At 42.2% G+C, this 23328-nt stretch carries 24 protein-coding genes; 19 read left to right on the forward strand and 5 right to left on the reverse strand.

The features are described 5' to 3' along the window. Position 1: 1 nt before the first annotated feature. The 13 genes from bshA to C6Y02_RS08745 all read left to right on the forward strand — a co-directional run bounded on the left by bshA (position 2) and on the right by C6Y02_RS08745 (position 12678). Positions 2-1147, forward strand: a complete 1146-nt coding sequence (bshA, locus tag C6Y02_RS08685) for an N-acetyl-alpha-D-glucosaminyl L-malate synthase BshA (protein ID WP_060596731.1) — start codon at positions 2-4, stop codon at positions 1145-1147. Then, complete coding sequence (locus C6Y02_RS08690; protein ID WP_060596730.1) at positions 1140-2342, forward strand: CCA tRNA nucleotidyltransferase; 1203 nt, start codon at positions 1140-1142, stop codon at positions 2340-2342. Before bshA ends, C6Y02_RS08690 begins: the two co-directional genes overlap by 8 nt. Then, on the forward strand, positions 2315-3298 hold the full coding sequence (locus C6Y02_RS08695) for a biotin--[acetyl-CoA-carboxylase] ligase (RefSeq protein ID WP_060596729.1): 984 nt from the start codon (positions 2315-2317) through the stop codon (positions 3296-3298). Before C6Y02_RS08690 ends, C6Y02_RS08695 begins: the two co-directional genes overlap by 28 nt. A gap of 197 nt (positions 3299-3495) precedes the next feature. Next, the gene (panB, locus tag C6Y02_RS08700) at positions 3496-4335 is read left to right on the forward strand and encodes a 3-methyl-2-oxobutanoate hydroxymethyltransferase (RefSeq protein ID WP_060596728.1); all 840 of its coding nucleotides are present in this window, start codon (positions 3496-3498) and stop codon (positions 4333-4335) included. Beyond that, positions 4332-5198: a pantoate--beta-alanine ligase gene (gene panC, locus C6Y02_RS08705; protein WP_060596727.1), complete on the forward strand. Its 867-nt coding sequence runs from the start codon at positions 4332-4334 to the stop codon at positions 5196-5198. The genes panB and panC overlap by 4 nt, the downstream gene beginning before the upstream one ends. Further along, positions 5191-5574, forward strand: a complete 384-nt coding sequence (panD, locus tag C6Y02_RS08710) for an aspartate 1-decarboxylase (RefSeq protein WP_024422780.1) — start codon at positions 5191-5193, stop codon at positions 5572-5574. Before panC ends, panD begins: the two co-directional genes overlap by 8 nt. Positions 5575-5687: 113 nt before the next feature. Beyond that, the gene (gene dinG / locus C6Y02_RS08715; RefSeq protein ID WP_106031061.1) at positions 5688-8480 is read left to right on the forward strand and encodes an ATP-dependent DNA helicase DinG; all 2793 of its coding nucleotides are present in this window, start codon (positions 5688-5690) and stop codon (positions 8478-8480) included. Positions 8481-8612: 132 nt separating this feature from the next. After that, a complete protein-coding gene (locus C6Y02_RS08720; RefSeq protein WP_008344594.1) occupies positions 8613-8783 on the forward strand; it encodes a YpmA family protein in 171 nt (56 codons plus the stop codon). Positions 8784-8795: 12 nt separating this feature from the next. Next, on the forward strand, positions 8796-9281 hold the full coding sequence (tseB, locus tag C6Y02_RS08725) for a cell wall elongation/penicillin-binding protein regulator TseB (RefSeq protein WP_060596725.1): 486 nt from the start codon (positions 8796-8798) through the stop codon (positions 9279-9281). Between the two features lie 115 nt (positions 9282-9396). After that, positions 9397-10689: an asparagine--tRNA ligase gene (asnS, locus tag C6Y02_RS08730; RefSeq protein WP_106031145.1), complete on the forward strand. Its 1293-nt coding sequence runs from the start codon at positions 9397-9399 to the stop codon at positions 10687-10689. Positions 10690-10787: 98 nt separating this feature from the next. Next, positions 10788-11492 carry a DnaD domain-containing protein gene (locus C6Y02_RS08735; protein ID WP_034661036.1) on the forward strand — a complete coding sequence of 235 codons (705 nt, stop codon included), beginning with the start codon at positions 10788-10790 and terminating at the stop codon, positions 11490-11492. Between the two features lie 17 nt (positions 11493-11509). Continuing rightward, positions 11510-12172: an endonuclease III gene (nth, locus tag C6Y02_RS08740; RefSeq protein WP_034661035.1), complete on the forward strand. Its 663-nt coding sequence runs from the start codon at positions 11510-11512 to the stop codon at positions 12170-12172. Beyond that, positions 12169-12678 carry a YpoC family protein gene (locus C6Y02_RS08745; protein ID WP_106031062.1) on the forward strand — a complete coding sequence of 170 codons (510 nt, stop codon included), beginning with the start codon at positions 12169-12171 and terminating at the stop codon, positions 12676-12678. Before nth ends, C6Y02_RS08745 begins: the two co-directional genes overlap by 4 nt. 35 nt (positions 12679-12713) lie before the next feature. Here C6Y02_RS08745 and C6Y02_RS08750 read toward each other — a convergent pair whose 3' ends face one another. Together C6Y02_RS08750 and recU are read right to left on the reverse strand one after the other, a co-directional pair. Beyond that, positions 12714-15422 carry a PBP1A family penicillin-binding protein gene (locus tag C6Y02_RS08750; RefSeq protein WP_106031063.1) on the reverse strand — a complete coding sequence of 903 codons (2709 nt, stop codon included), beginning with the start codon at positions 15420-15422 and terminating at the stop codon, positions 12714-12716. Between the two features lie 43 nt (positions 15423-15465). Next, positions 15466-16077, reverse strand: coding sequence for a Holliday junction resolvase RecU (recU, locus tag C6Y02_RS08755; RefSeq protein WP_034661029.1), 612 nt, complete (start codon positions 16075-16077; stop codon positions 15466-15468). A gap of 46 nt (positions 16078-16123) precedes the next feature. On the opposite strand from recU, the gene C6Y02_RS08760 reads away from it, so the two are divergent. Beyond that, positions 16124-17080, forward strand: a complete 957-nt coding sequence (locus C6Y02_RS08760; protein WP_106031064.1) for a DUF2515 domain-containing protein — start codon at positions 16124-16126, stop codon at positions 17078-17080. Between the two features lie 23 nt (positions 17081-17103). On the opposite strand, the gene sspM is transcribed toward C6Y02_RS08760, so the two are convergent. Then, positions 17104-17208, reverse strand: coding sequence for an acid-soluble spore protein SspM (gene sspM / locus C6Y02_RS08765; RefSeq protein WP_012010346.1), 105 nt, complete (start codon positions 17206-17208; stop codon positions 17104-17106). A 196-nt stretch (positions 17209-17404) separates the two neighbouring features. On the opposite strand from sspM, the gene C6Y02_RS08770 reads away from it, so the two are divergent. From C6Y02_RS08770 to C6Y02_RS08780, 3 genes are all read left to right on the forward strand, one after another. After that, complete coding sequence (locus C6Y02_RS08770; protein ID WP_223250487.1) at positions 17405-17638, forward strand: DUF5446 family protein; 234 nt, start codon at positions 17405-17407, stop codon at positions 17636-17638. A 58-nt stretch (positions 17639-17696) separates the two neighbouring features. Further along, positions 17697-18068, forward strand: coding sequence for a YppE family protein (locus C6Y02_RS08775; RefSeq protein ID WP_034661025.1), 372 nt, complete (start codon positions 17697-17699; stop codon positions 18066-18068). Positions 18069-18175: 107 nt separating this feature from the next. Continuing rightward, the gene (locus tag C6Y02_RS08780) at positions 18176-18628 is read left to right on the forward strand and encodes a YppG family protein (RefSeq protein WP_060596720.1); all 453 of its coding nucleotides are present in this window, start codon (positions 18176-18178) and stop codon (positions 18626-18628) included. 20 nt (positions 18629-18648) lie between these two features. Here the strand turns inward: C6Y02_RS08780 and C6Y02_RS08785 are convergent, their stop codons facing one another. Then, positions 18649-19068 carry an Hsp20/alpha crystallin family protein gene (locus C6Y02_RS08785; RefSeq protein WP_060596719.1) on the reverse strand — a complete coding sequence of 140 codons (420 nt, stop codon included), beginning with the start codon at positions 19066-19068 and terminating at the stop codon, positions 18649-18651. A gap of 167 nt (positions 19069-19235) precedes the next feature. On the opposite strand from C6Y02_RS08785, the gene C6Y02_RS08790 reads away from it, so the two are divergent. Continuing rightward, the gene (locus C6Y02_RS08790; RefSeq protein WP_060596718.1) at positions 19236-19742 is read left to right on the forward strand and encodes a PTS sugar transporter subunit IIA; all 507 of its coding nucleotides are present in this window, start codon (positions 19236-19238) and stop codon (positions 19740-19742) included. Positions 19743-19795: 53 nt separating this feature from the next. Here C6Y02_RS08790 and C6Y02_RS08795 read toward each other — a convergent pair whose 3' ends face one another. Beyond that, positions 19796-20914: an NADH-dependent flavin oxidoreductase gene (locus tag C6Y02_RS08795; RefSeq protein ID WP_223250492.1), complete on the reverse strand. Its 1119-nt coding sequence runs from the start codon at positions 20912-20914 to the stop codon at positions 19796-19798. A gap of 160 nt (positions 20915-21074) precedes the next feature. On the opposite strand from C6Y02_RS08795, the gene C6Y02_RS08800 reads away from it, so the two are divergent. Next, positions 21075-23321 carry a DEAD/DEAH box helicase gene (locus tag C6Y02_RS08800; RefSeq protein WP_095285318.1) on the forward strand — a complete coding sequence of 749 codons (2247 nt, stop codon included), beginning with the start codon at positions 21075-21077 and terminating at the stop codon, positions 23319-23321. Positions 23322-23328: the final 7 nt, after the last annotated feature.

The following is a 23328-nucleotide window of genomic DNA, read 5'->3' on the forward strand; positions in this document are numbered from 1 at the left end:
TATGAAAAAACTGAAGGTCGGAATCACTTGTTATCCAAGTGTCGGCGGCTCGGGCATTATTGCTACGGAACTTGGAAAACGTTTAGCTGAAAAAGGGCACGATGTTCATTTCATTACCTCAAGTATTCCGTTTAGGCTCAATAAAGTGTATCCGAATATTTATTTTCATGAGGTGGATGTCAATCAATATGCTGTTTTTCAATATCCGCCTTATGACCTTGCATTAGCAAGTAAATTGGCAGAAGTTGCAAAACGAGAGAAGCTTGATATTATTCACGCGCATTATGCGGTTCCGCACGCCGTCTGTGCGTTCTTAGCGAAGCAGATGACGGGACATTCTGTGAAAGTCGTCACGACGCTTCACGGGACGGATATTACGGTATTAGGCTATGATCCATCACTAAAGGAAGTCATTCGATTTGCGATCGAATCATCAGACCGGGTAACGGCGGTGTCGCATTCATTAGCTGCGCAGACGTATGACCTTATCAAACCAAATAAAAAGATCGAGACGATCCATAATTTTGTCGATGAACGGGTGTATTTGCGCGAAGATCACGAAGTGCTAAAGACACATTATGGTCTTTTACCGGACGATAAGGTCGTCATCCATGTATCAAATTTTCGAAAGGTCAAACGGGTGCATGATGTCGTTCATGTGTTTAAAAAGATCTCAGAACAGGTGCAGGCAAAGCTGCTGCTCATCGGTGATGGTCCTGAAAAATCGGTCGTATGCGAACTCGTGAAAAAACTGGGGCTGACAGACCGCGTGTTATTTTTAGGGAAGCAAGAGAAAGTAGAAGAGCTGTATTCCATCAGTGATTTGAAGCTGCTTCTTTCTGAGAAAGAGAGCTTCGGACTTGTGCTTCTTGAGGCGATGGCATGCGGTGTCCCATGTGTTGGGACTGATGTTGGCGGGATTCCAGAGGTCATTACACATGGAGAAACAGGTTTCCTTGTCCCGCTCGGCGATATAGACGCGGCAGCTAAACACGCAGTCTCTATACTCAAAGACAAAGCGCTTCATGAACAAGTGTCTGCGGCGGCCCAGTCTAGTGTTCAGGCCCATTTCTCTTCTGAAAAAATTGTGAGTGAATATGAAGAGCTTTACCTAGAATTGATCGAAGGTGATGATGAACATGAATGAACCATTCACACATGCGATCCCTATTTTACATACACTGCACGAACATGGGCATCAGGCTTACTTTGTCGGCGGAGCAGTGAGAGATGTCCTTTTAGGCAGGGAAATCGGCGATATCGATATAGCAACAGATGCAACGCCTGATACGGTCGAATCCTTATTTGAAAAAACAGTTGATGTTGGCAAAGAGCATGGCACTGTCATCGTGTTACATGATGGGGTCAGCTATGAGGTGACGACGTTTCGAACTGAATCAGAATATGAAGATTTTCGCAGACCGAAAGAAGTGGCGTTTATCACATCATTGAAGGAAGATCTTTTAAGAAGAGATTTAACGATCAATGCGATGGCCATGGATATAAATGGGGAGATCATTGACCATGTAGGGGGCAAACAGGATATTGAGCGGAAACGAATTCAAACCGTAGGAGATCCTGCGTGCCGCTTTCAGGAAGACGCGCTTCGTATGATGAGAGCGGTCCGTTTTTTAAGCCAGCTTGGCTTTGAGCTCGCTGCAGAAACGGCTGAAGCGATGAAAAAAGATAAGCACCTGCTTGCCAACATATCAGTTGAACGCAAAAAGATTGAAATGGAGAAGCTTTTAAAAGGCCGTTATTGTGAGCGGGCGATTAAGGTGCTCATTTCTACCAAATTGTATGAAGAATTGCCGGGTCTCAAAAAGGATGGTCTGCAAGAATCCTTTCAATCATTTCCGTATTATTTACTGGATGGACTAGAAGAAGTATGGGGGGCTGTTATCCATTTGCTTGGCTTAGATGAAGCGGAGGCTGTGCTCTTCTTAAAAGAATGGAAGCTGTCAACAAAGCTTTTGAAAGACGCGGTGGCTATTAGCCAATACGTCGATTGTGACTGGGATGCGGAGAAGATGTTTGAGGCTGGTGAACACGTGCTCTTATCTAGTTTGAAGATCTCACAGCTAAAACACGAGCGCCGCATTTTCTTTGACGAGCTTGAGGCAGCGAAGCGTTCTTATGATGCCCTTCCGATTAAAACGCTTCAAGACCTCGCTGTTTCAGGAAAAGATTTAATGGCCTTTCGGCAAAAGACATCAGGAAAATGGATCGCAGAAGAGCTCGATTTGGTGAAAAAAGCCGTTCTGCAAAATCATTTGGAAAACCGAAAAAAAGCCATAGAGGAGTGGCTTACAGCATGCGATCAGCAATTAGAAAACGATTAATCGAACTATTTACAGCATCAAGTGAGGACTTTGTCTCAAGTCAGCAAATATGTGATGAGCTTGGCTGTTCTCGAACGGCTGTCTGGAAGCATATAGAGGGCCTCAGAAAAGAGGGCTATGAGGTAGAAGCCGTCAGAAGAAAGGGATATCGCCTGCTTCGTAAACCGGACAAAATTAGTGAGGATGAAATTCTGTTTGGTCTAGAGACAGAGAGCTTTGGAAGGCACATTTATTTTCAGAAAGAAGTCGCCTCCACACAGCTGATTGCCCATGATCTTGTAAATGAAGGTGCGCCCCACGGTACGCTCGTTGTCAGTGATCATCAGACAAATGGGAAAGGCCGCCTTCAAAGAACGTGGCATTCACCAAATGGGACAGGCATCTGGATGAGTCTCGTTCTACGGCCTGAAATTCCGCTGCACAAAGCGCCGCAGATGACGCTTTTAGCATCTGTAGCCATCGCAGAAGCCATTGCAGAGCAAACAGGACTCAGTCCATCCATTAAATGGCCAAACGATATTTTGTTAAACGGGAAAAAGGTCGTTGGCATTCTAACCGAATTAAAAGCAGAGGCGGACCAGGTTCATGCGGTGATAATTGGTCCAGGCATTAATGTGAACCAAACGGCTGATGACTTTCCGGATGAACTAAAGGATGTCGCCACAAGCCTGCGAATGGAACTGAATGAAAAAGTGGACCGTGCTGCGCTCATACAACAGATCATGTCCACCTTTGAAAAAAGGTATGACGATTATATGAAGCATGGATTTACACCGATTAAACAATTATGGGAATCGTATGCGATGACGATCGGTCAGCATATTGTTGCCCGCACCGTCAATGGGCAATACACTGGAAAAGCGCTCGGAATCAATGAAGAAGGTGTTTTATTGCTTGAAACGGAGGAAGGTATTCAAAAAATCTACTCCGCAGACATCGAGATAAAGTCAACTTAAGTGGAACACCCGGCACATTTTTGATATACTTCGTGTGGGCAGTATCTGAAAAAGAGCTGTACCTGTAGAAACAAAAATTTGATAAATTTCTGCCTTGATCCTAAGGGACTTGGACAGAGGGATGATTCGCCGCGCATGAGAAATCAAAACATGTGATGTGAGGCAAGCCATCTCCTCTCCAGAATGAGGAGGAACAAATGAAGACAAAGCTAGATTTTTTCAAAATGAAAGAACAAAACGAACCGATTGTGATGCTGACAGCATACGACTATCCATCTGCAAAGCAAGCAGAAAAAGCGGAAGTCGACATGATCTTAGTTGGTGATTCACTTGGGATGGTTGTACTTGGACTCGATTCGACAGTCCAAGTCACGATGGATGATATGATTCATCACACAAAAGCAGTGAAAAGAGGCGCAAAAGACACATTTATTGTGACGGATATGCCATTTATGTCTTACCATTATTCATTAGCAGAAACATTGAAAAACGCAGCACGCATCATGCAAGAAAGCGGTGCGGATGCCTTAAAGCTAGAAGGCGGAGATGGCGTATTTGAATCCATTCAAGCTCTCACAAGAGGCGGGATTCCTGTCGTCAGTCATTTAGGCCTCACCCCTCAGTCAGTTGGAGTACTTGGCGGATATAAAGTGCAAGGAAAAGACCACGAAAGTGCGCAGAAATTGATTGAAGACAGCTTAAAATGTGAGGAAGCTGGTGCGATTGCACTTGTGCTTGAATGCGTACCTGGTGAACTGACAAAACGAATTACCGACATGCTGAAAATTCCTGTCATCGGGATTGGTGCAGGAGCTGAGGCAGACGGACAAGTTCTCGTTTACCATGATGTGGTAGGATACGGGGTGTCTAGAACACCTAAGTTTGTGAAACAATACGCGCAAATTGATACTGTACTAGAAGAAGCGCTTATTCAATATACGAAAGAAGTAAAAGCACACACATTTCCAGAAGACAAGCATACATTTCATATCAAAGAAGAAGTCCTTGATGGTTTATATGGGGGTATGAAAAAATGAACGTTGTCACCCATATTCACGAGCTGAAGGAATTGATCAAGCAGCATCGAGAAAAACAGCATTCCATTGGCTTTGTCCCAACGATGGGCTTTCTTCATGAAGGACATCTGACGCTCGCGAAAGAAGCAAGGGATCAAAATGACATTGTGGTAATGAGTATTTTTGTCAATCCTTTGCAATTTGGACCGAACGAAGACTTTGAATCCTATCCAAGGGATATGGAAAGAGATCAGCGCCTTGCAGAAGAAGCAGGTGTGGATATTTTATTTACACCTGATGTGAAAGAAATGTATCCAAATGAGCCATCTATCACGATGACGGTTCAAAAGCGGACTGATGTCTTATGCGGGAAAAAACGTCCAGGACATTTCGACGGCGTTGTTACTGTGCTTACAAAGCTATTTCATCTTGTAGCACCAACAAATGTATACTTTGGTCTAAAGGATGCACAGCAAGTCGCTGTGATCGATGCGATGATCAAGGATTTCTTCTTTGATCTTCACCTTGTATCTGTGCCGACAGTTAGAGAAGAAAACGGTTTAGCGAAAAGTTCAAGAAATGTGTACTTATCTGAAAAAGAAAGACAAGAAGCACCTGCTTTGTACCGCGCATTGAAAAAAGGACAGTCAGCGGTTGAAAAAGGTGAACGTGACGTCAGTCGTATTTATCAGTTGGTAGAAGAGGAAATTCTTCAAACGAGCGGGGAAATCGATTATATTGAGATCTACTCCTATCCAGAGCTTGAGCCGCTTCAGCAGTTGGCAGGTCAGGTCATCATTGCGATTGCGGTGAAATTCTCACGGGCAAGACTGATTGATAATGTGATATTCCATGTTCCTGAAAGCGGTGAAAAACATGTATAGAACCTTTATGACCTCTAAACTTCATAAAGCGACGGTAACAGAAGCAAACTTACATTATGTAGGAAGTATCACCATTGACGAAGATTTACTTGATGCGGCAGGCATGATGGCAAATGAGAAAGTACAGATTGTCAATAATCACAATGGCGCGAGACTTGAAACATATATTATTCCTGGTGAAAGAAAGAGCGGTGTCATTTGTTTAAATGGCGCGGCAGCAAGATTGGTTCAGCCGGGGGATGAAGTGATTATTATCGCTTATGGAATGCTCTCAGAAGAAGAAGCAAAGACACATACACCAAAAGTGGTCGTATTAAATAAACAAAATCAAATTGAACAAATGATTGGGCAAGAGCCTGCGAGAACGATTTTATAACGCATGCTGCAAGGAAACAGAACAGTTTTAAGAAAAGAAGCTGTTCTGTTTCAGCTATTTTGCCCAGAGCGTGTTTCACTTCGAGTGAAACGAGGAATTGAGGTGTCCATTTTATGGCCGATCAAAGGTTTGTTGTCGTTGATATTGAAACCACCGGAAATTCACCCAAAAAGGGTGATAAAATCATTCAAATTGCTGCGGTGGTCATTGAAAATGGACAAATTGTCGAACGGTATTCAAAATATGTGAACCCGGGAAAAGCGATCCCTGGATTTATTGAACAGCTGACAGGTATTCAGCAGCACATGGTTAACGATGCAGTGTTTTTTGAGGACATTGCCCAAGAGGTGTATGATCTTATTCAAGGCGCTTATTTTGTTGCGCACAATGTTCATTTTGACTTGAATTTTTTAAATGATGAACTAAAAGCATGCGGGAAAAATGAGCTGGATGTGCTAGCGATTGATACAGTTGAGATTTCTAGAATTCTTTATCCAGAGCTTGAAGGTTATAAGCTCACTGAATTAAGTGAAGAGCTCATGCTTCCACATGACCACCCGCACCGGGCGGATAGTGATGCGGAAGTTACTGCCATGTTATTTTTAACCTTATTACATCAATTAACACATACACCGCCAAATGTGCTAAAGCAGCTGCGCAGATTATCCTCTTATCTCTTAAGCGATATAGGACTTTTAATACAGCAGCTTGAAACGAGTCGTGCTAGCCGTGAAGATTCTTTGGTAGAAGTGGGCTCTTTTGCTGTAAAAGATGTCACCAATCCTGAAACGGATACGACAGATTCAGTAGGGGAAGACGATGAACAGCTGTTTGAGGAGATCAAAAAGAAGCTTCCCCAAACAGTGGAAGGCTATGAAGTAAGAGAAGGCCAGCTCACGATGATGAATAAAGTGAGAGATGTGTTTCATGAAAGGGCCTATGCTTTAATTGAAGCGGCACCAGGTATTGGAAAAACGCTGGCATACCTCATACCAGCTGCACTAGAGGCAAAGAAATCAGGAAAACCTGTCATTATTAGTACATATTCCATTCTTTTGCAGCAGCAAATGCTTCAGCGCGATGTGCCGATTTTAAATCAATTGCTTCCGTTTGAGCCAGCTGCCTGTGTATTCAAAGGACGGGCGCATTATATTTGCTTAGATAAGTTTGAGCATGTGCTGCATGAGGAAGATGATAACTATGATGTGGTCTTAACGAAGGCACAAATATTAATGTGGCTTCTTGTCACAGAAACGGGTGATTTATCTGAACTGAATTTACCTTCAGGAGCTGCCAATATAAAAGACCGTATTTCGTGTGTGCACATGCCGTTTACATCGAAAAAGCGCCGCTTTAAAGAATACTGCTTTTATGAACGCGCCAAAAAAAGAGCCAAAACAGCCAATTTAATTTTAACAAATCATCGCCTGCTCTTATCACAAACGGAAGCATCGTCTATCTTTCAGCATGCAGACGTATATGTGATTGACGAGGCTCATCAATTTGAGAAAACAGCCAATGAAACACTAGGAGATAGTGCGTCGTATATCCAGCTTCATGCGAAATTAACGCAGCTTGGCTCCTTACAGGGCGGTCTTTTAAACAAGCTGAAAAAGAGATTTCACGGTGCAGGTTTACAGACGGACACCTTTATCGAAATGGATGAGTATCTTCATCAGCTTCAAATGGAAAGTGACGCCTTCTTTAGTACCGTTCATTCTTTTGTCAAAAGGACAAAACCAAAAGCAGACATCAATCGTCTCATTCATAGAGTACGTCATCATTCGAAGCATGCGCAGTGGAAACGGATTAAAGAGACGGCAAGTAAGCTTTGTTCCTTGTTAATTGCTTGTGAAAAGTTGTATGAGCAGCAAAAAAGCGAGCTTCTTCAAAAAAGTGATCAGCTGACAGAACACTTTGCCTTTGAAGCAGAGGAATACGATCAAGTGATGTCGTTTATGCATACATTTTGCAGTACGCTGTACCGGTTTATTTTTGAACCGAAAAATGATGAAACGGTTTGGATTGAGATTGATGCAAAGGGTGCCAAAAATGCTGTCTTTATGCATGCACAGCCGCTAGATACTGGAGAGCTTTTAGCGGACCGATTTTTTATGAACAAAAAAAGTGTTGTTCTCACATCAGGAACACTCACAATCAATGGGCGCTTTGATTATTGCTTAGAACGATTTGGTCTGCAGGATTTTTATCCGCATCTTGTACAGATTGAGTCACCGTTTGAACTTGAAAAACAGCTCAAGGTGATTGTACCAGCTGATATGCCGCCGATTACGAACCGTGATGAGCGCGACTATGTAGAGCAAGCAGCACGGTACATTAAGGTGATGGAAAAGCAGCATCAAGCGAAGATATTGGTGTTGTTTAATTCACATGAGATGTTAAAAGCAGTGTATGAAGAGCTGAAAACAGAAGGGATGCAAGCCGCCCTTTTTGCTCAAGGTCTGACGGGCGGGAGCCCTGTTAAATTAACGAAAATGTTCAAATTAGCAAAACATGCGATTTTACTTGGTACGGGTAGTTTTTGGGAAGGTGTCGATTTTCCTGGATCAGAGCTGACAACAGTCATTATGGCACGTCTCCCGTTCAGGCCGCCTGATTCACCGCTCATTGAAGCAAAATGTGAGGCCGCTAAAAAACAGGGGAAGAACCCGTTTAAAGCCGTTGCTCTCCCAGAAGCTGTGCTAACCTTTAAACAAGGTGCAGGACGCTTGCTGCGCTCTGAAAAAGACATAGGTACATTGCTGATTCTAGACCGCCGAGTGAAAACCGCTTCATATGGAAAGCTATTTTTAGAATCACTCCCTCATGCGCCAGTCCACGAGATGTCAAAAGAATCACTTGAGGCGTATATAGAGAAGCTCAACAACGAAAAGCCGCTGTCATAAGCGGCCTTTAGCTGGTGTGGGTTTGGAGTTAATTTATCGTAACGGCTTTTTGTGTTCCGTTGTAAAAATAGTATCGGTTCCCGCGCCGAAAAGTATGACTAACAATATTTACGTACCGAGGAGGAATTAGAAGTGGAAAGTAAAATAGAGGTACTTTCAACTGTTCAAATTAAGCATTCAGAGGACCTGTATAAAATTGTTGACTTATTGAACAGAACGCTTAAAAGAGAAGATCTCATGTTTGGATTAGCATTAGATCAAGAAGATCAAAATCAAGCGATATTTACGATATATCGCACATAGGGGAAGCTTGACATGAAAAAAATAGTCTGGATCATTTCATCCGTTGTGGCTCTCGTTTTGCTCATTGGCATCATCAGTTTTACGTGGATTTATCAGATTGCCATGGGACAAAAAGAACAAGGTCATGAGGCGGCGATTGAACGAGCAAAAAAACAAGCAAACATCGTACAAGTGGAGCAAGTGGAAACCTTTGTCGGGAAAGAAAAACAATTTATTGTTGAAGGAAAAAACAAACAAAATGAAACAACCTATGTTTGGGTACCTGCCAGCAATAAAGAAAAAGTGATCGCAAAAAAAGCAAAAGAAGGCATTACCTCAAATCAAGCAGTACAAGCCGTTCAAAAGGAGAACACTGTATCTAAGCTAAAGGACGTTCAATTAGCAAGAGAAGGTGACGTACTCCTTTGGGAAGTGACGTACTTAAATGAGAACAATCAATACAGCTTCAGCTATGTCGACTTCTCGACAGGACATGTGGAAAAAAATGTAACGCCGTAGTTTCTCCTGTCTTGCGTTGACCATGCTGATTTAGAACGGTTATAATAAAATGTATGAAAAAAGATTCACACCTGTCGAAAAGGTGAGCTTCTTTCTGGCTTTGGAGGGAATTATGTTGAAAACAACGATTAATCAAGTGTTCAAACATGTCGATGAAGATGTAACCATCGGCGCATGGATTGCCAATAAACGTTCAAGCGGTAAAATTGCATTCTTGCAGCTGCGTGACGGGACAGGCTTTATTCAAGGAGTCGTAGTAAAAGCAGAAGTGGAAGAGGAAGTCTTTAAGCTTGCGAAATCAGTCACTCAAGAAACATCTGTCTATGTGACAGGACAAGTGACAAAAGACGAGCGTTCACCTCTTGGTTTTGAATTGCAAGTGAAATCCATTGAAGTGATTCACGAAGCAACTGACTATCCAATTACACCAAAAGAGCATGGAACAGAATTCTTAATGGATCACCGTCATTTATGGCTTCGTTCTAAAAAGCAGCATGCCATTATGAAAATTCGTAACGAAATTATTCGTGCTACATATGAATTCTTCCATCAAGAAGGTTTCGTGAAAGTAGATCCGCCAATTTTAACTGGAAGTGCACCTGAGGGCACAACGGAGCTGTTTGCGACGAAATATTTTGATGAAGATGCGTACCTTTCTCAAAGTGGACAGCTTTACATGGAAGCTGCGGCAATGGCACTCGGAAAAGTATTCTCATTTGGCCCAACATTTAGAGCTGAAAAATCTAAAACAAAACGTCATTTAATTGAGTTTTGGATGATCGAGCCTGAGATGGCTTTTGTCGAATTTAATGAAAACCTTGAGTATCAAGAACATTATGTGACTCATGTTGTTCAAAGTGTACTTGAAAACTGTAAAGTTGAACTGCATACACTTAGCCGTGATACAGCAAAATTAGAAAACATCAAAGCACCATTCCCGCGCATCACTTACGATGAAGCGATTAAATTCTTGCAGGAAAAAGGCTTTGACGATATTGAATGGGGAGATGACTTCGGTGCGCCTCACGAAACAGCGATCGCTGAAAGCTACGATAAACCAGTGTTTATCACTCATTACCCAACATCATTAAAACCATTTTACATGCAGCCTGCACCGGATCGTGATGATGTCGTCCTTTGTGCAGACTTGATTGCACCAGAAGGCTACGGAGAGATCATTGGCGGTTCTGAGCGTGTGCATGATCTAGAGCTGCTTGAAGCAAGATTGAAAGAACATGGGCTAGATCAAGAAACTTACAAATGGTACACAGAATTAAGACAATATGGTTCTGTACCGCATTCAGGTTTTGGTCTTGGACTTGAACGTACAGTTGCTTGGATTAGTGGAGCGCCGCATGTGCGTGAAACCATTCCTTTCCCAAGATTATTAAACCGTTTATATCCTTAAGACGTGAAAGCCTCCAACATATGGAGGCTTTTTCAAACGTTTTTTGAAGGGGCACGTGAAATAAAACGTGATATACTTAAACTGAAGAGGTGTATCCGATGAATAGGCAGCAATTTATTAATATGCAGCAAATGGGTTCGACCAGTTTGCCTAATTTGCTGATTGCTCATTATGAGCAGTTAGGACTGAATGAATCACAAATGATGGTGATGCTCAAGATTAAAATGAATGAAGAACAAGGTGTTTTCTTTCAAACATTTGAAGAGCTGTCCCATGGCATGACCATTTCAGCTGAAGAGTGTGCGTATATGGTTCAGCATTTAATTCAAAAGGGATTTATTTCGATTCAGCCGTTTGAGGACGGGTCTGGTATTCAGCATGACCGCTACTCAGTTGAGCCTTTATGGGGCGTACTGTATGACTTTTTAGAAGCAAAACAAGCAAAGGAAGGTCAAAAACTTCATGTGCAGGCTGAAAAGTCTTTATATGCTCTATTTGAAGATGAATTTGGCAGACCGCTGTCTCCTCTTGAAGGAGAAACACTCTCGATCTGGATGGATCAAGACCATCATGATGCTGAAATGATTCGCCTAGCGTTAAGAGAAGCGGTTTTATCAGGAAAATTAAATTTCCGTTATATCGACCGAATTCTGTTTGAGTGGAAAAAGAAAGGGCTGAAAACAGCGGAAGAAGCAAAAGAGCATAGCCAGCATTTCCGTTCTCAGCAAAAAGCGCCACCTTCAAAAGAAGAGACGTCAACATATAAACGACAAGTTCCTTTTTATAATTGGCTGGAACAATAACCAATAAAGGAGAAGTCATGTTATCAAAAAAACAAATCAATGAATGTTTAGATATTATAGGAGATATGTTTCCAGAGGCTGAGTGTGAGCTTGTTCATTCCAATCCATTTGAACTTGTGATCGCTGTGGCACTCTCTGCGCAGTGTACAGACGTGCTTGTCAACAAAGTCACCAAAACGTTATTTCAAAAATATCAAACACCAGAAGACTATTTAAGTGTACCGCTTGAAGAATTGCAGCAAGATATTCGTTCGATTGGCCTTTATCGCAATAAAGCTAAAAACATTCAAAAGTTGAGCAAAATGCTGATTGAAGAATATGGCGGTGAAGTGCCAAAGGATCGGGACGAGCTTGTGAAACTTCCTGGGGTGGGCCGGAAAACAGCAAATGTCGTCGTATCTGTCGCTTTTGGAGTGCCGGCCATTGCTGTCGATACACACGTAGAACGAGTCAGCAAGCGTCTTGGGATTTGCCGGTGGAAGGATTCTGTTCTTGAAGTAGAGCAAACCTTAATGAAAAAGGTGCCAGAAGAAGATTGGTCTGTGACGCATCACCGCCTCATCTTTTTTGGCAGATATCACTGCAAGGCGCAGCGGCCGCAGTGCGAGTCTTGTCCGCTTCTTGATATGTGTAGAGAAGGGCAGAAGAGGCTGAAAAAAGGATTGGTGAAGCTGGCATGAGCGGGGCAGCTGTTTTTACCTCATATGTCGAAAAGCTAAAAGGGAAAAAGGTAGAGATGAAAGGCGATCGAGTAGACATACTTAGAGATCATCCACTCGCATATGATCTATCATCAGATCTTTTAACAGATGAGCTTCCATGGCAGAAAACAGAAGAGTTTGTTCCTGTGATGTTCGAACTGTGGAATGAATTAAAAGAAAAAATGCTTCCTCGTTTTCAAACAAGAAAGTCCCGGTGTGAAGAAGACGATATGCTGCAAGGTATTGTCAGTATGATTGCGATGTTTTACTGGATCAAAGGGGAGAGACTTCAAACGCTTGAATGGGAACATATCAAGCAAGAGACATTTCCTGTAGCTCCAATTAATTGGACAGAACGTTTAGAGTTCATTTTGCTAAAACCAACTCAATATCATTGCTTTATTCAACTGGACGAGCTATACACGGAACTAAAAAAGCAGTATGGAAAACATGAAGCACTTAAAAAGATCAGACAAAACCGTTAAAAAAAGCACTTGCCATATGGGCAAGTGCTTTTTCATTATTCATTTTCTTTTCGACTAGGAGAATTTGATTGCGAATTTGAGCTTTGAGAGTTCGTTTTCGCATCATCTTTCTTTTTATCTTTATTGTCAGTTTGTGAGTTCCCATTTGTACTGTCTGAGCTATCATCGGAAGAACCATTATGTCCGTTTTCCGTATTTCCGCCTTGATCCTGATCTTTATCTTTGTCTTGATCTTTTTTATCATCTGGCTTTTGCTCGTCAGTGCCTGGGGGTTGATTTTTGTTATCGTCAGTCTGGTCTGTCTGCTCGTCGTCAGGCTGCTGCGGTTCTTCTTCTTCTTTGTTCTCATCATCTGCTTTTTCTTCCTCTTCTTCATCATCCTTGATGGTGAGGAAGGTAGAAGCTGCACTACTTGTGACATCCTCTACAGTGGCTGTCACTTGGAATTTATAAGTAGATCCAGGCTTCACATCAGAGATGACCGCTTCTTTAGCAGAACTGTTTTGAATCTCTTTATAGCCGCCATTATCAACCGCTTGCTTCACATTAAATGTTGCATCTGCGTCGTCATCATAGCCCCAAGTCAGTGTGATGGATTTTTTCTCTTCATCATACACCGCTTTTAAGTCAGAAGGCTTATCGGCTTCTTTTTTCTCATATGTGTCAGACACTTTTGTCGGAACCGTTCCTTTTACAAAGTATTCTGTTGTCTTCTTATCGCTCGGTGTATTTGGTCCGGCTAATTTCGCTGGATCCGATCCTTTTTCAACCGTAGCTTCAACGACACTGTCTGGTTTTTCAAATGAGCCGCTTCCATCATCAATTTGAGAAATTAATCGCTGGAAGACGATTTTGGCAACACGCTGTTCATAATTTGTGAGCCATATTTTGCCGTCCGCATCTTTTGAGTTACCAATTCCAGTCCAAACGGCTGCTGTATATTGCGGCGTATAACCAACAAACCACGAATCTTTCGCACCGCCAGAAGGAATATTGTGTTTATTAATATCATCTTGTTCAAAGTTCGTTGTACCTGTTTTACCAGCTACTTGAACGTTTGGTACTTGTGCAAGTGTCCCAGTTCCAGATTGGACAGCAGTTTTTAGCATATCTGTGATCATAAATGCTGTGTAGTCACTCATAGCTGCTTTGGAATCTGGCGTAAGGTCAAGCTTTGTACCGTCATTAAATTCAACAGACGTGACAGCATGTGGTTCGTTATAGTATCCGTTATTACCGAATGCACTAAATGCTCCAGCCATCTTCAGGGAGGAGACACCATCGTCAAATCCACCGATTGAGTAAGACTCTTGAATGTCAGACGGTAAGTCCATACCTAAGTTATTAGCGAATTGAACAGCATTGTCTGTGCCAGCTTCTTGGAAAGCTTTTAGGGCAGGGATGTTTCGTGATTGTGCCAAAGCACTTCTCATCGACATTTTCCCTAAATGTCTTCTGTCAAAGTTATTAATTGGTGTACCGTTTGAGTACGTATACGGCGCATCATCAATTTGCTGATACGTAGACCATTTTTTGTTTTCAATGACAGGACCGTAATCTAAAATTGGTTTGATTGTTGAACCTGGCTGACGTTTTGCATCTGTCGCATAGTTAAAGCCGCCGGCTGGTACATCACGTCCACCGCCAATAGCTCGGATTTCGCCATTTTTCGTATCAAGCAGGGTGACACCCGCCTGCATACCTTTCGTAAAACCAACTGAATCCCCATTGATAATATCATCTAGGTGATCCTGTGCTTTTCGATCGAGTGAAGTATAGATTTTTAATCCATCTGTTGATACATCCACTTTGGCTTTTTTCTGTACTTCTTCCATGACTTCTTCAATATAAGCAGAGTACTTACTTGAGTTCTGGCTCTTATATTTATCAGCTGAGACGACCGTCTTGCTGACAGGGGTAGCTTTTGCATCCTCATAGTCTTTCTCTGAAATGTAGCCTTGTTTTTTCATGAGGCCTAAAACGATATTACGGCGTTTTTCCGCTGCCTCGGGATTTTTCACTGGGTTATAGGCAGAAGGACTTTGCGGCATACCTGCAAGTGTAGCAGCCTGTGCAACAGTTAGTTTATTTAAATCTGTCACGCCGAAAAATTGTTCTGCCGCTTTCCCAACACCATAAGCATAAGGCGAGAAGAAAATACGGTTTAAATACATTTCTAAAATTTCATCTTTAGAGTATTTTTGCTCAAGCTGAATCGAGAGCCATACTTCCTGTACTTTACGTTTTAACGTTTTTTGATTGTTAAGTAGAGAGTTTTTCACAACTTGCTGTGTAATCGTACTTCCACCTTCAGCTCCAAAGCCGTCCTCGACGTTTGCGACAAGGGCACCGCCGATACGGATTGGATCAATCCCGTGGTGTTTATAAAAACGTGCATCTTCAGTTGCAATAAATGCTTCTTTTACCACATCGGGTATATCTTTAATCGAGACATACGTTCTTTTTTCCGCACCTACTTCTGCAAACACTTTCTTGTCTTTGTCATAAAGCTTTGAAGAATACGGTGTTTTGAGCTTACTATCATCAATAGAAGGAGCGCTTGATGCAAAAACGGCAAAAGTTGTGATTCCGGCAACTACACAAAGAAGACCGATCACGAGTAAAGATAAAAATATTTTTTTAAATAGACCTGCTTTCTTTTTGCCTTTTTTGTTCTTTTGCTTCTTATTGTTTTCTTGACTTGCTTTACGTCGCTGTTCACGACTTGTAAATTGATCAGACATCACATCTCAACCTTTCGTGTTAAACCTTTTTCGAACGTCATTGCTACTCACTTTCATCCGAAAAATGAAGTGTCTCCACTACTTTAATATAATCAATTCTTGGCGAATATCCAAGTGTCATTAAGTGGCCAGCTTCCATTAATTCGTCTTTGCTAATGGATTTCCGGCCGTTTTGCTGCTGCCGCTCCCAGAAGAAAAAGAGATCTGAAGCGGACAAATAATAAACGGAGCCAAATGCGGATATAATAACGAAACAAATACCGCCTTGCTTTTCTACCTGTTTCATATGCTCAATTTGATGATCGTGAAAATTTTTGAGTGGAAACGAGGTGGTGCTTTTGGTTTCCTTTGCTTCAAAATCGATATAGCGCCCTTTGTACACTCCATTATAGTCTGTTGTGGATGATTGTTTAAAATAGGCTTCTTTGATAACAGCAGCGCTTCTTTTTGGATAATCCACATTCACAATTTGAACGGGGGTAGGCTTTTTATGAATGACTGCGATCCCGTTGACCAAATAGTACTGGTTGGTTTCATTTAAGTCAGCCTCAAGCGTCATCCCGCGGTTACTATAAGAGGATTCGCCGCTGAATCTTTTTTTTGTCCCAATTTGTTGAATGGGCTGATACGATTTTCCGTTTGGATACCGAATCATCAAGTTTCAGCCTCCTTTTAATGCATTTTGTATTGGAGAGATTACTATGTTGTCACAAGAAGAGCACATCATCACTCAGTATATATTGCGTGAAACGAAAGCGAAAAATAAAGACAACCTGACGAGGACAAATGCTTACAAACGCTTTTATGACCGCCATCCAGAGATGAAATGGTCGCTGCTTGCTTCCTTTGTCTCGAGAAATGCTGGATGGTCTATGACGGATCTAAAGGGCGAGCTCTTTCATCCAGGTTTAACAGATCAGCAGGGGCACCTTTTTTTCACAGCGTATGAAAGAGCGAATTGGCTGATCTTTTCGGATGCTTACCCTCAGCTTCTTTTGTATGAATGGTCTAAGCGGTGCAGCAAACCCTTGTTCCATCTGCTTCCATATTTTTCTGTTTCTCGTTTTATGAGCACTGAGTGGGAACGTTTTTGGCTAAAGCGTGACACAGAGCGCCTGCTTTATGCACTCATCATAAATGAACAATATACTATACAATCTCCTATTATACAAAATCCTCTTCTGAAAAAGAATGTTTTTCAATCGATTCAATATCTGTTCAGCGAGTGGGGACATTTCCAAACCGTTGTTTTTCCAACGGTGGACGGGCATTTGTACGGGTTAACCATACGGAAGTTTTCCCGCGTAAAGGAGCGTATTACATTAGGAAAAAAACTAGCGAAACTATTATTTCGAGCCGATTTATTTTCGGATTTTTATCATTTTTTGCATACTGTTCCGCATACCGGATCACGGTTTGATTTTGAGCCGTTTTTAGGGATCGCTAGGAGGTCAACACCTTTTCTTCGAACAGTTTATCCGGTGATGGCACATTCATTAGACGATCAAAGGGACGATTGGTTTCAAAAGAAATTGAGCCCATCCTTATTTGATGCAGAGACGTTACCAAAACAAATTGAGCTGACCGACTGGTATTTTCATAAAAAAAGACAGCTTCGTTTTCTTTTCTCATTAGAGCACTATTTTTTGCATAAATAAAAAGCAGGGGGTACCTGCTTTTTTTACGTGGATGGTCGATTAGGACCGCCAAGCTTTTTATCAAGCTGATCTGTACTGTTTTCTTTCCCTTTTGGCTTTTGCTCTTTTGGTGCTGGCTGCTTTTTCATGAAATCTACCTCCTTTGTCCTTAGAATTTACACAATCGGACGCAATCATACAAAGAAGGACAAGCATATGTCGAAAAGGAAGAAATAGCGCTCATCTACACTTAGATTGGCGATTTGCTTCTAGTTTTGTCATGTGTGAAGGAGGGTGTGAAAGAAAAGAGAATGTAACGAGAGACGATAAAGGAGGAATCTGATGATGAGCGAATTTGTATCAAAAGAATCCATTATGCAGTTATTAGAGGAAATCGAGCGGAAAATTGATGCGGTGGAAGAAGAACTGTCTCTTGCTGTGAACCAAACAAAACGTGCAGCCATAGAGGAGCAAGAACAAATGATAGACCGGCTTGAATCAGAAGTAAAGGACTGTGAAGTGAAGATTCACGCGGCTGAGTATAAACTGGCGGCAAGACCGGCATATCACGCCGGATAGCTTTTCTATTTGAGCAATAAGTAAACGTTTGATAGGATGGTTCATAGAGGTGAACATTTTGGATAATCAAACATTACTTGAACATACACAAGATCTGAGAATATGGATCGAAGAGGCGTATGAGCAGTACCAAAAGGGAAAGGCTGAAGAGGAATACCCCGTATATGATTTTCACACGGACATTCAGCCGGCCGTTGAGACATTTGATCAGAAAATGGAAGAGTGGCTCACTGCTGCGATCTCGTTTATTCATCTGGTCAAACCTAGATATTTACACCAAGAACAGCTTGAAGCCGTCAAAGAAAATGGAAAAGAGGTTGTCCTGCAATCTTATTTTGGCAAACAGCATGCACCCCGTGTGAAAAATTTAGTTGAGTCAGTGATTTACACACTGAACCTTTTAATAGAAGAAATCAACAAGCGCAGCTGAAGACATATGCTGCGTTTTTCTTATGGCTGCTTTAGGCACATCTTCTGTTCTTGATCATAATATATGAGTGACATCACTATGTGTTGAGAGCGAGAGGAGCGAGATATATGATCCCTTATTCAAACCAGCAGCCTTATGAATTCAATCCATTCAATCGAGGGCCTTTTCCGTATCCAGATATGCAGCAGCAGCCTCCGCAGCCTCCAGAATATTTCATGCCGCCACATCAAGGTGGAATGAGCCAGGCACCATCTGCTGTCTATCAGCCGCCTTATGGATACCAAGAAAATGTGCCGCCTTTTCATCCGCCTGAAGCGATCAATCAACCCCAGATGCCGCCACCAGGCATGATGCCCATGCAGCAGCCTATGAACCCTTATCCTTTGCCAAGACCGCAAAAACAGCAATCATCTCAATTTAAAAGTGTGCTGTCACAATTCAAAAAAACGAATGGACAATACGACTTTAACAAAATGTTTGATACAGCTGGGCAAATGATGAGTACGATGAATCAAGTAGGTTCATTAGCGAAAGGATTTACAAGCATTTTTAAAGCATAGTTAAAACCCAATAGATGGACCTATTGGGTAGTTTGCTTTGGTGCCGTCACACGAAGCGTTTGATCTTTCCACACGCTCTTCATGTTCGTTTCATCTATTTTTGCCGGCATTAAAATGGTTTTGGTAAAGCTCGAATACGAGGAAGTTGTATCCGTTTTGATTGTTTCCTGCACGGATAAGTGTAAATATTGGGCTTTTACTTCTAGCGCGATATCCCCTTCGACAAAATGGTCGGGAAATTGGATCTCGATATACACAAACTGCTCATCCTCTGTCACATCGGTCGTAATCGATGCAAGTGAATGTGATGTGGTCATGAGCGCCTCCGCACTATTTATTATCTCGTGAAACGGGGAGGATGCGAAAAATTGTTCAATCGCTTCATTGAGAATATCTTCATTTGCCAGCAATTCATGTTTCTTTTCGCCTTCATGTTTCATTTGAATCACCTCTCATCTACAGCCTATGCAGAAAGGGCTCAGGCGGTTATCAATTGATGAGAGGAAAAAATTATGATTAAATAGTGTTGAATGAAGCAAGGTGTATGAGCGCAGCGTTTCATACGCGGAATAGAACTAGAAGCAAAGCTTGAAGGGAGCAATTGACATTGCTGAAAAAATTATTCGGTTTCGGAAAAAACCAAGATGATGTAAAGGAAGAAATCATTTATTCTCCAGCTGATGGAGAGTTAATGGATATGACGGATGTACCAGACCCTGTTTTTTCTCAAAAGATGATGGGAGACGGCGTAGCAGTAAAACCAAAAAGTGGCACGATTGTGTCACCAGTAGAGGGTGAAATCATCCAGCTCTTCCATACAAAACATGCAATTGGCATTCGAACACTCTCAGGGCTTGAGCTTCTGATTCATATCGGGCTTGAAACAGTGGGATTAAATGGTGAAGGATTTGAAGCGCACATAAAAGAAGGGGATAAAGTGAAGATCGGTGACCCTCTCATTACGTGTGATTTAGAACTGATTGAAGAGAAAGCGGCAAGTACAGTGACTCCGATTGTCATTATGAATGGTGACTTGATCGAGCATCTTGATAAAGAACCAAAGGGACCTGTGGAAAAACAGACTTCTAAGCTTTTTACCGTTAAACTAAAATAATCAGGACACAAAAAAAACTACCCAATCGTATGAGGGTAGTTTTTTTGATGACATTAATCTTCCATCGGAACCCAGCCTTGACTCGCTTCCATGACAGACCACAATCCTTCTGGAATCAAATACTTATCTTTTTGGCTGCGTTTAATGACAGTTTCAATCTCGCTTTCTCTGCCTTCTTTAATCTTCTTTGCCCAATCTGGGTCGACGATCAGCTCTCGTGCGACAGCGATAAGCGGAATTCCTTGATTATAAGCACTTAGTGCATCTTCGGCTGTAATGACGCTGCCCACACCGATGAGTGGAAGGGTATCGCCGCAGCGTTCTTTTAGCAGCTCCATACGTGTTTTATGAGTATCTGCACCACGTCTTGCTTTAGAGTCAATCTCCATTAAAGAGATATGCAAATAATCGAGGTTTTTTGTTTTGAGAACATCCACTAAGGTAAACGTCTCTGTCATTGTTAAACCAGGTGTTTCTGGTTCTTCTGGGGATAATCGATATCCAAAGATAAACGGTTTTGTTGCATGCTTTTCGATTGCCTCTTTGACTGCATCCACAATAGCGATAGGGAAGGCTAGACGCTTTTCTTCATTTCCTCCCCACTGATCTGTCCGCTGATTGCTATGCGGAGAGTAAAATTGCTGTAATAGATAACCATTTGCACCGTGGATTTCCACGCCGTCAAACCCTGCTTGAACCGCTCGTCTTGCCGCTTCTTTAAAAGAGTCAATGATATGGACAATTTCCTCTTCTTTTAAAGCGCGTGCAATCTGCTTTCCATCTTTAAACACATCACTTGGCGCAACCACATCACCGTTTGGAACTAAGTGAGGGAGAGCCTGAGAACCGCCGTGATGAATTTGAATGATGGCTTTTGTTCCCTTTGCCTGAATCGCAGAAGCAAGTTTTTTCAGGCCAGGTATATCTTCATCTCTTGCAATAGAAGGCTGTCCTTCAAATGCCTTACCATCTGGAGTCACGTTTGCACATGCTGTGATCACCATGCCCATATCACTTGATCTAGCTGTAATGAAATCAATTTCCTCTTTAGAAATGGTGCCATCCTCGTGAGAACCGAAGTGTGTCATTGGCGCAACGACTAACCGGCCATCAATAGACGCACCTCCTGGAAACGTAAATGGTTCAAATAAAGGCTTAAATTCGTTTTTCACTCTCATCATCTTCTTCCTTGATAAAATCATTTCACTATAGAAGTGTAATAGATACTGTTACAACACTTCAAAGTATTTGCTCATAGGCTGCGCATCAAAAAATTGCCGCCTAGTCATGCAAACAAATATTCGGTACACTATGTAAGAGAGGTGATGCGATATGAAAAAGAAAACAATGAACGAACTCATAGAAGAATTAAAGAAAGACGAACAGGTAGAACATTGGCATGAAATTGATGCGAAGCCTGCACAGACCTCTCCGGTTCCTGAAAGAGTGAACGACAGGCTGAAAAAGGCGCTTGAGAAACGAGGCGTGAGCGAACTCTACATTCATCAAAAGGAAGCCTTTGAACGTGTGATGGATGGAGATCATGTGGTAACCGTCACACCAACAGCTTCAGGTAAAACGCTTTGCTACAATCTGCCTGTCCTTCAGTCGATCGCAGAAGATCAGACAAGCCGCTCCCTTTATTTATTCCCAACAAAAGCGCTCGCACAAGATCAAAAAAGTGAACTTAACGAGATCATCCACGAGATGGATGTTCCGATTCATAGTGAAACATATGACGGAGACACCTCTCCGGCCATTCGGCAGCGAGTCAGACAAGCAGGACATATTGTCATCACAAACCCGGATATGCTGCATTCAGCCATTTTGCCTCATCATACGAAATGGGTCAGCTTGTTTGAGAATTTGAAGTATATTGTCATTGATGAGCTTCATACATATCGAGGTGTATTTGGCAGTCATGTGGCCAATGTGATTCGCAGGTTAAAACGAATTTGTGCATTTTATGGAAGTGAACCGGTTTTTATTTGTACTTCCGCAACGATTGCGAATCCAAAAGAGCTAGCGCAGCAGCTAACGGGGAGCAAGGTGCATCTGATTGAACGAAACGGGGCACCTAGCGGTAAAAAGAATTTTGTGTTTTACAACCCGCCAGTTGTGAATAAACCATTAAATATTAGACAAAGTGCCGCCACTGTTGTCAATCAATTGGCAAAAACTTTTTTGAAAGAAAAAATCCAAACGATTGTTTTTGCTAGAAGCAGAGTAAGAGTTGAAGTGATTTTAAGCCATATTCAAGAGCTAGTGAAAAAAGAGATCGGTCCAAAATCGATTCGTGGATATCGCGGAGGCTATTTACCAAAAGAGCGGCGAGTGATTGAAAAAGGATTGAGAGAAGGAGACATTCTAGGTGTCGTCAGCACAAACGCACTAGAATTAGGAGTGGATATAGGTCAGCTAAAGGTCTGTATCATGACAGGGTATCCTGGCAGTGTAGCGAGTACATGGCAGCAGGCAGGACGAGCTGGAAGGCGTCATGAGGAAGCACTCATAATTATGGTGGCAAGCTCCTCACCTCTTGATCAATATATTGTCAGACACCCTGAATATTTCTTTAACAGGCCGCCTGAAGCTGCCAGAATCAACCCTGAAAACCTCATTATCTTAGTGGATCATCTAAAATGTGCATCCTACGAGCTTCCGTTTCGGGAGGATGAACAGTTTGGCGGCATGGAGGTAGAAGAGATTTTGCAATACTTACATGAGGAAGGTGTTCTTCATTTTAGCGGGAACCGGTATTATTGGTCAGATCAATCGTTCCCAGCGCATGGCATCAGCCTCCGGTCTGCAAGCCAGGAAAATGTGGTGATTGTGGATCAATCAGATGTGGCGAATGTTCGGATTATTGGAGAGATGGATCGATTCAGTGCGATGACGCTGCTTCATGATGAAGCCATTTATTTACACGAAGGGGTTCAGTATCAAGTGGAAAAGCTAGATTACGAGCATCTGAAGGCTTATGTGAAACAAGTAGATGTAGAATATTATACGGATGCGAATTTAGCTGTTCAACTTAAGGTGCTTGAAATCGATCAGACGACAGAGAAGGAAGCCGTATCTGTTCACTACGGTGATGTGACTGTCAACGCAATGCCGACGATTTTTAAAAAAATCCGGCTAAGTACCGGTGAAAATATCGGCTCTGGACCGATTCACTTGCCGGAAGAAGAAATTCATACGAGTGCTGCTTGGTTTGAATTACATGAAGCAGAGCGGAGATTTGAAGAGAAAACACTTGAACAGCTGCTGCTTGGCATCGCAAATGTTCTTCAGCACATTGTACCTGCTTTTGTGATGTGTGACCGTTCTGATATTCATGTTGTTTCACAAATTAAAGCGGCACATACCGGAAAACCGACGGTCTTTTTATATGACCACTACCCTGGCGGAATCGGCTTAAGCAAGGAAGTACAAGCTCGTTTCGATGAAATAGCAGGCGCAGCCATTCAGCTGATTGAGCGGTGCCGCTGTGAAAATGGCTGTCCATCCTGCATTGGCATGGAAATGAAAGAGGTGAGCGGAAAAAGCAGCATCGTTGAATTGATGTCCGTATTTTAAGGGAAAG

The organism is Bacillus sp. NMCC4 (assembly GCF_002998555.1).
Lineage (GTDB): Bacteria > Bacillota > Bacilli > Bacillales > Bacillaceae > Bacillus.

Coding starts and splice junctions, on each gene's coding strand:
- tseB (WP_060596725.1), top strand. CDS start 8,796: ATGAAAAAAATAGTCTGGATCATTTCATCCGTTGTGGCTCTCGTTTTG.
- C6Y02_RS08690 (WP_060596730.1), top strand. CDS start 1,140: ATGAATGAACCATTCACACATGCGATCCCTATTTTACATACACTGCAC.
- recU (WP_034661029.1), bottom strand. CDS start 16,077: ATGATTCGGTATCCAAACGGAAAATCGTATCAGCCCATTCAACAAATT.
- C6Y02_RS08800 (WP_095285318.1), top strand. CDS start 21,075: ATGAAAAAGAAAACAATGAACGAACTCATAGAAGAATTAAAGAAAGAC.
- C6Y02_RS08785 (WP_060596719.1), bottom strand. CDS start 19,068: ATGAAACATGAAGGCGAAAAGAAACATGAATTGCTGGCAAATGAAGAT.
- C6Y02_RS08770 (WP_223250487.1), top strand. CDS start 17,405: ATGAGCGAATTTGTATCAAAAGAATCCATTATGCAGTTATTAGAGGAA.
- panB (WP_060596728.1), top strand. CDS start 3,496: ATGAAGACAAAGCTAGATTTTTTCAAAATGAAAGAACAAAACGAACCG.
- panC (WP_060596727.1), top strand. CDS start 4,332: ATGAACGTTGTCACCCATATTCACGAGCTGAAGGAATTGATCAAGCAG.
- bshA (WP_060596731.1), top strand. CDS start 2: ATGAAAAAACTGAAGGTCGGAATCACTTGTTATCCAAGTGTCGGCGGC.
- panD (WP_024422780.1), top strand. CDS start 5,191: ATGTATAGAACCTTTATGACCTCTAAACTTCATAAAGCGACGGTAACA.
- C6Y02_RS08745 (WP_106031062.1), top strand. CDS start 12,169: ATGAGCGGGGCAGCTGTTTTTACCTCATATGTCGAAAAGCTAAAAGGG.
- C6Y02_RS08760 (WP_106031064.1), top strand. CDS start 16,124: ATGTTGTCACAAGAAGAGCACATCATCACTCAGTATATATTGCGTGAA.
- sspM (WP_012010346.1), bottom strand. CDS start 17,208: ATGAAAAAGCAGCCAGCACCAAAAGAGCAAAAGCCAAAAGGGAAAGAA.
- nth (WP_034661035.1), top strand. CDS start 11,510: ATGTTATCAAAAAAACAAATCAATGAATGTTTAGATATTATAGGAGAT.
- dinG (WP_106031061.1), top strand. CDS start 5,688: ATGGCCGATCAAAGGTTTGTTGTCGTTGATATTGAAACCACCGGAAAT.
- C6Y02_RS08735 (WP_034661036.1), top strand. CDS start 10,788: ATGAATAGGCAGCAATTTATTAATATGCAGCAAATGGGTTCGACCAGT.
- C6Y02_RS08695 (WP_060596729.1), top strand. CDS start 2,315: ATGCGATCAGCAATTAGAAAACGATTAATCGAACTATTTACAGCATCA.
- C6Y02_RS08780 (WP_060596720.1), top strand. CDS start 18,176: ATGATCCCTTATTCAAACCAGCAGCCTTATGAATTCAATCCATTCAAT.
- C6Y02_RS08750 (WP_106031063.1), bottom strand. CDS start 15,422: ATGTCTGATCAATTTACAAGTCGTGAACAGCGACGTAAAGCAAGTCAA.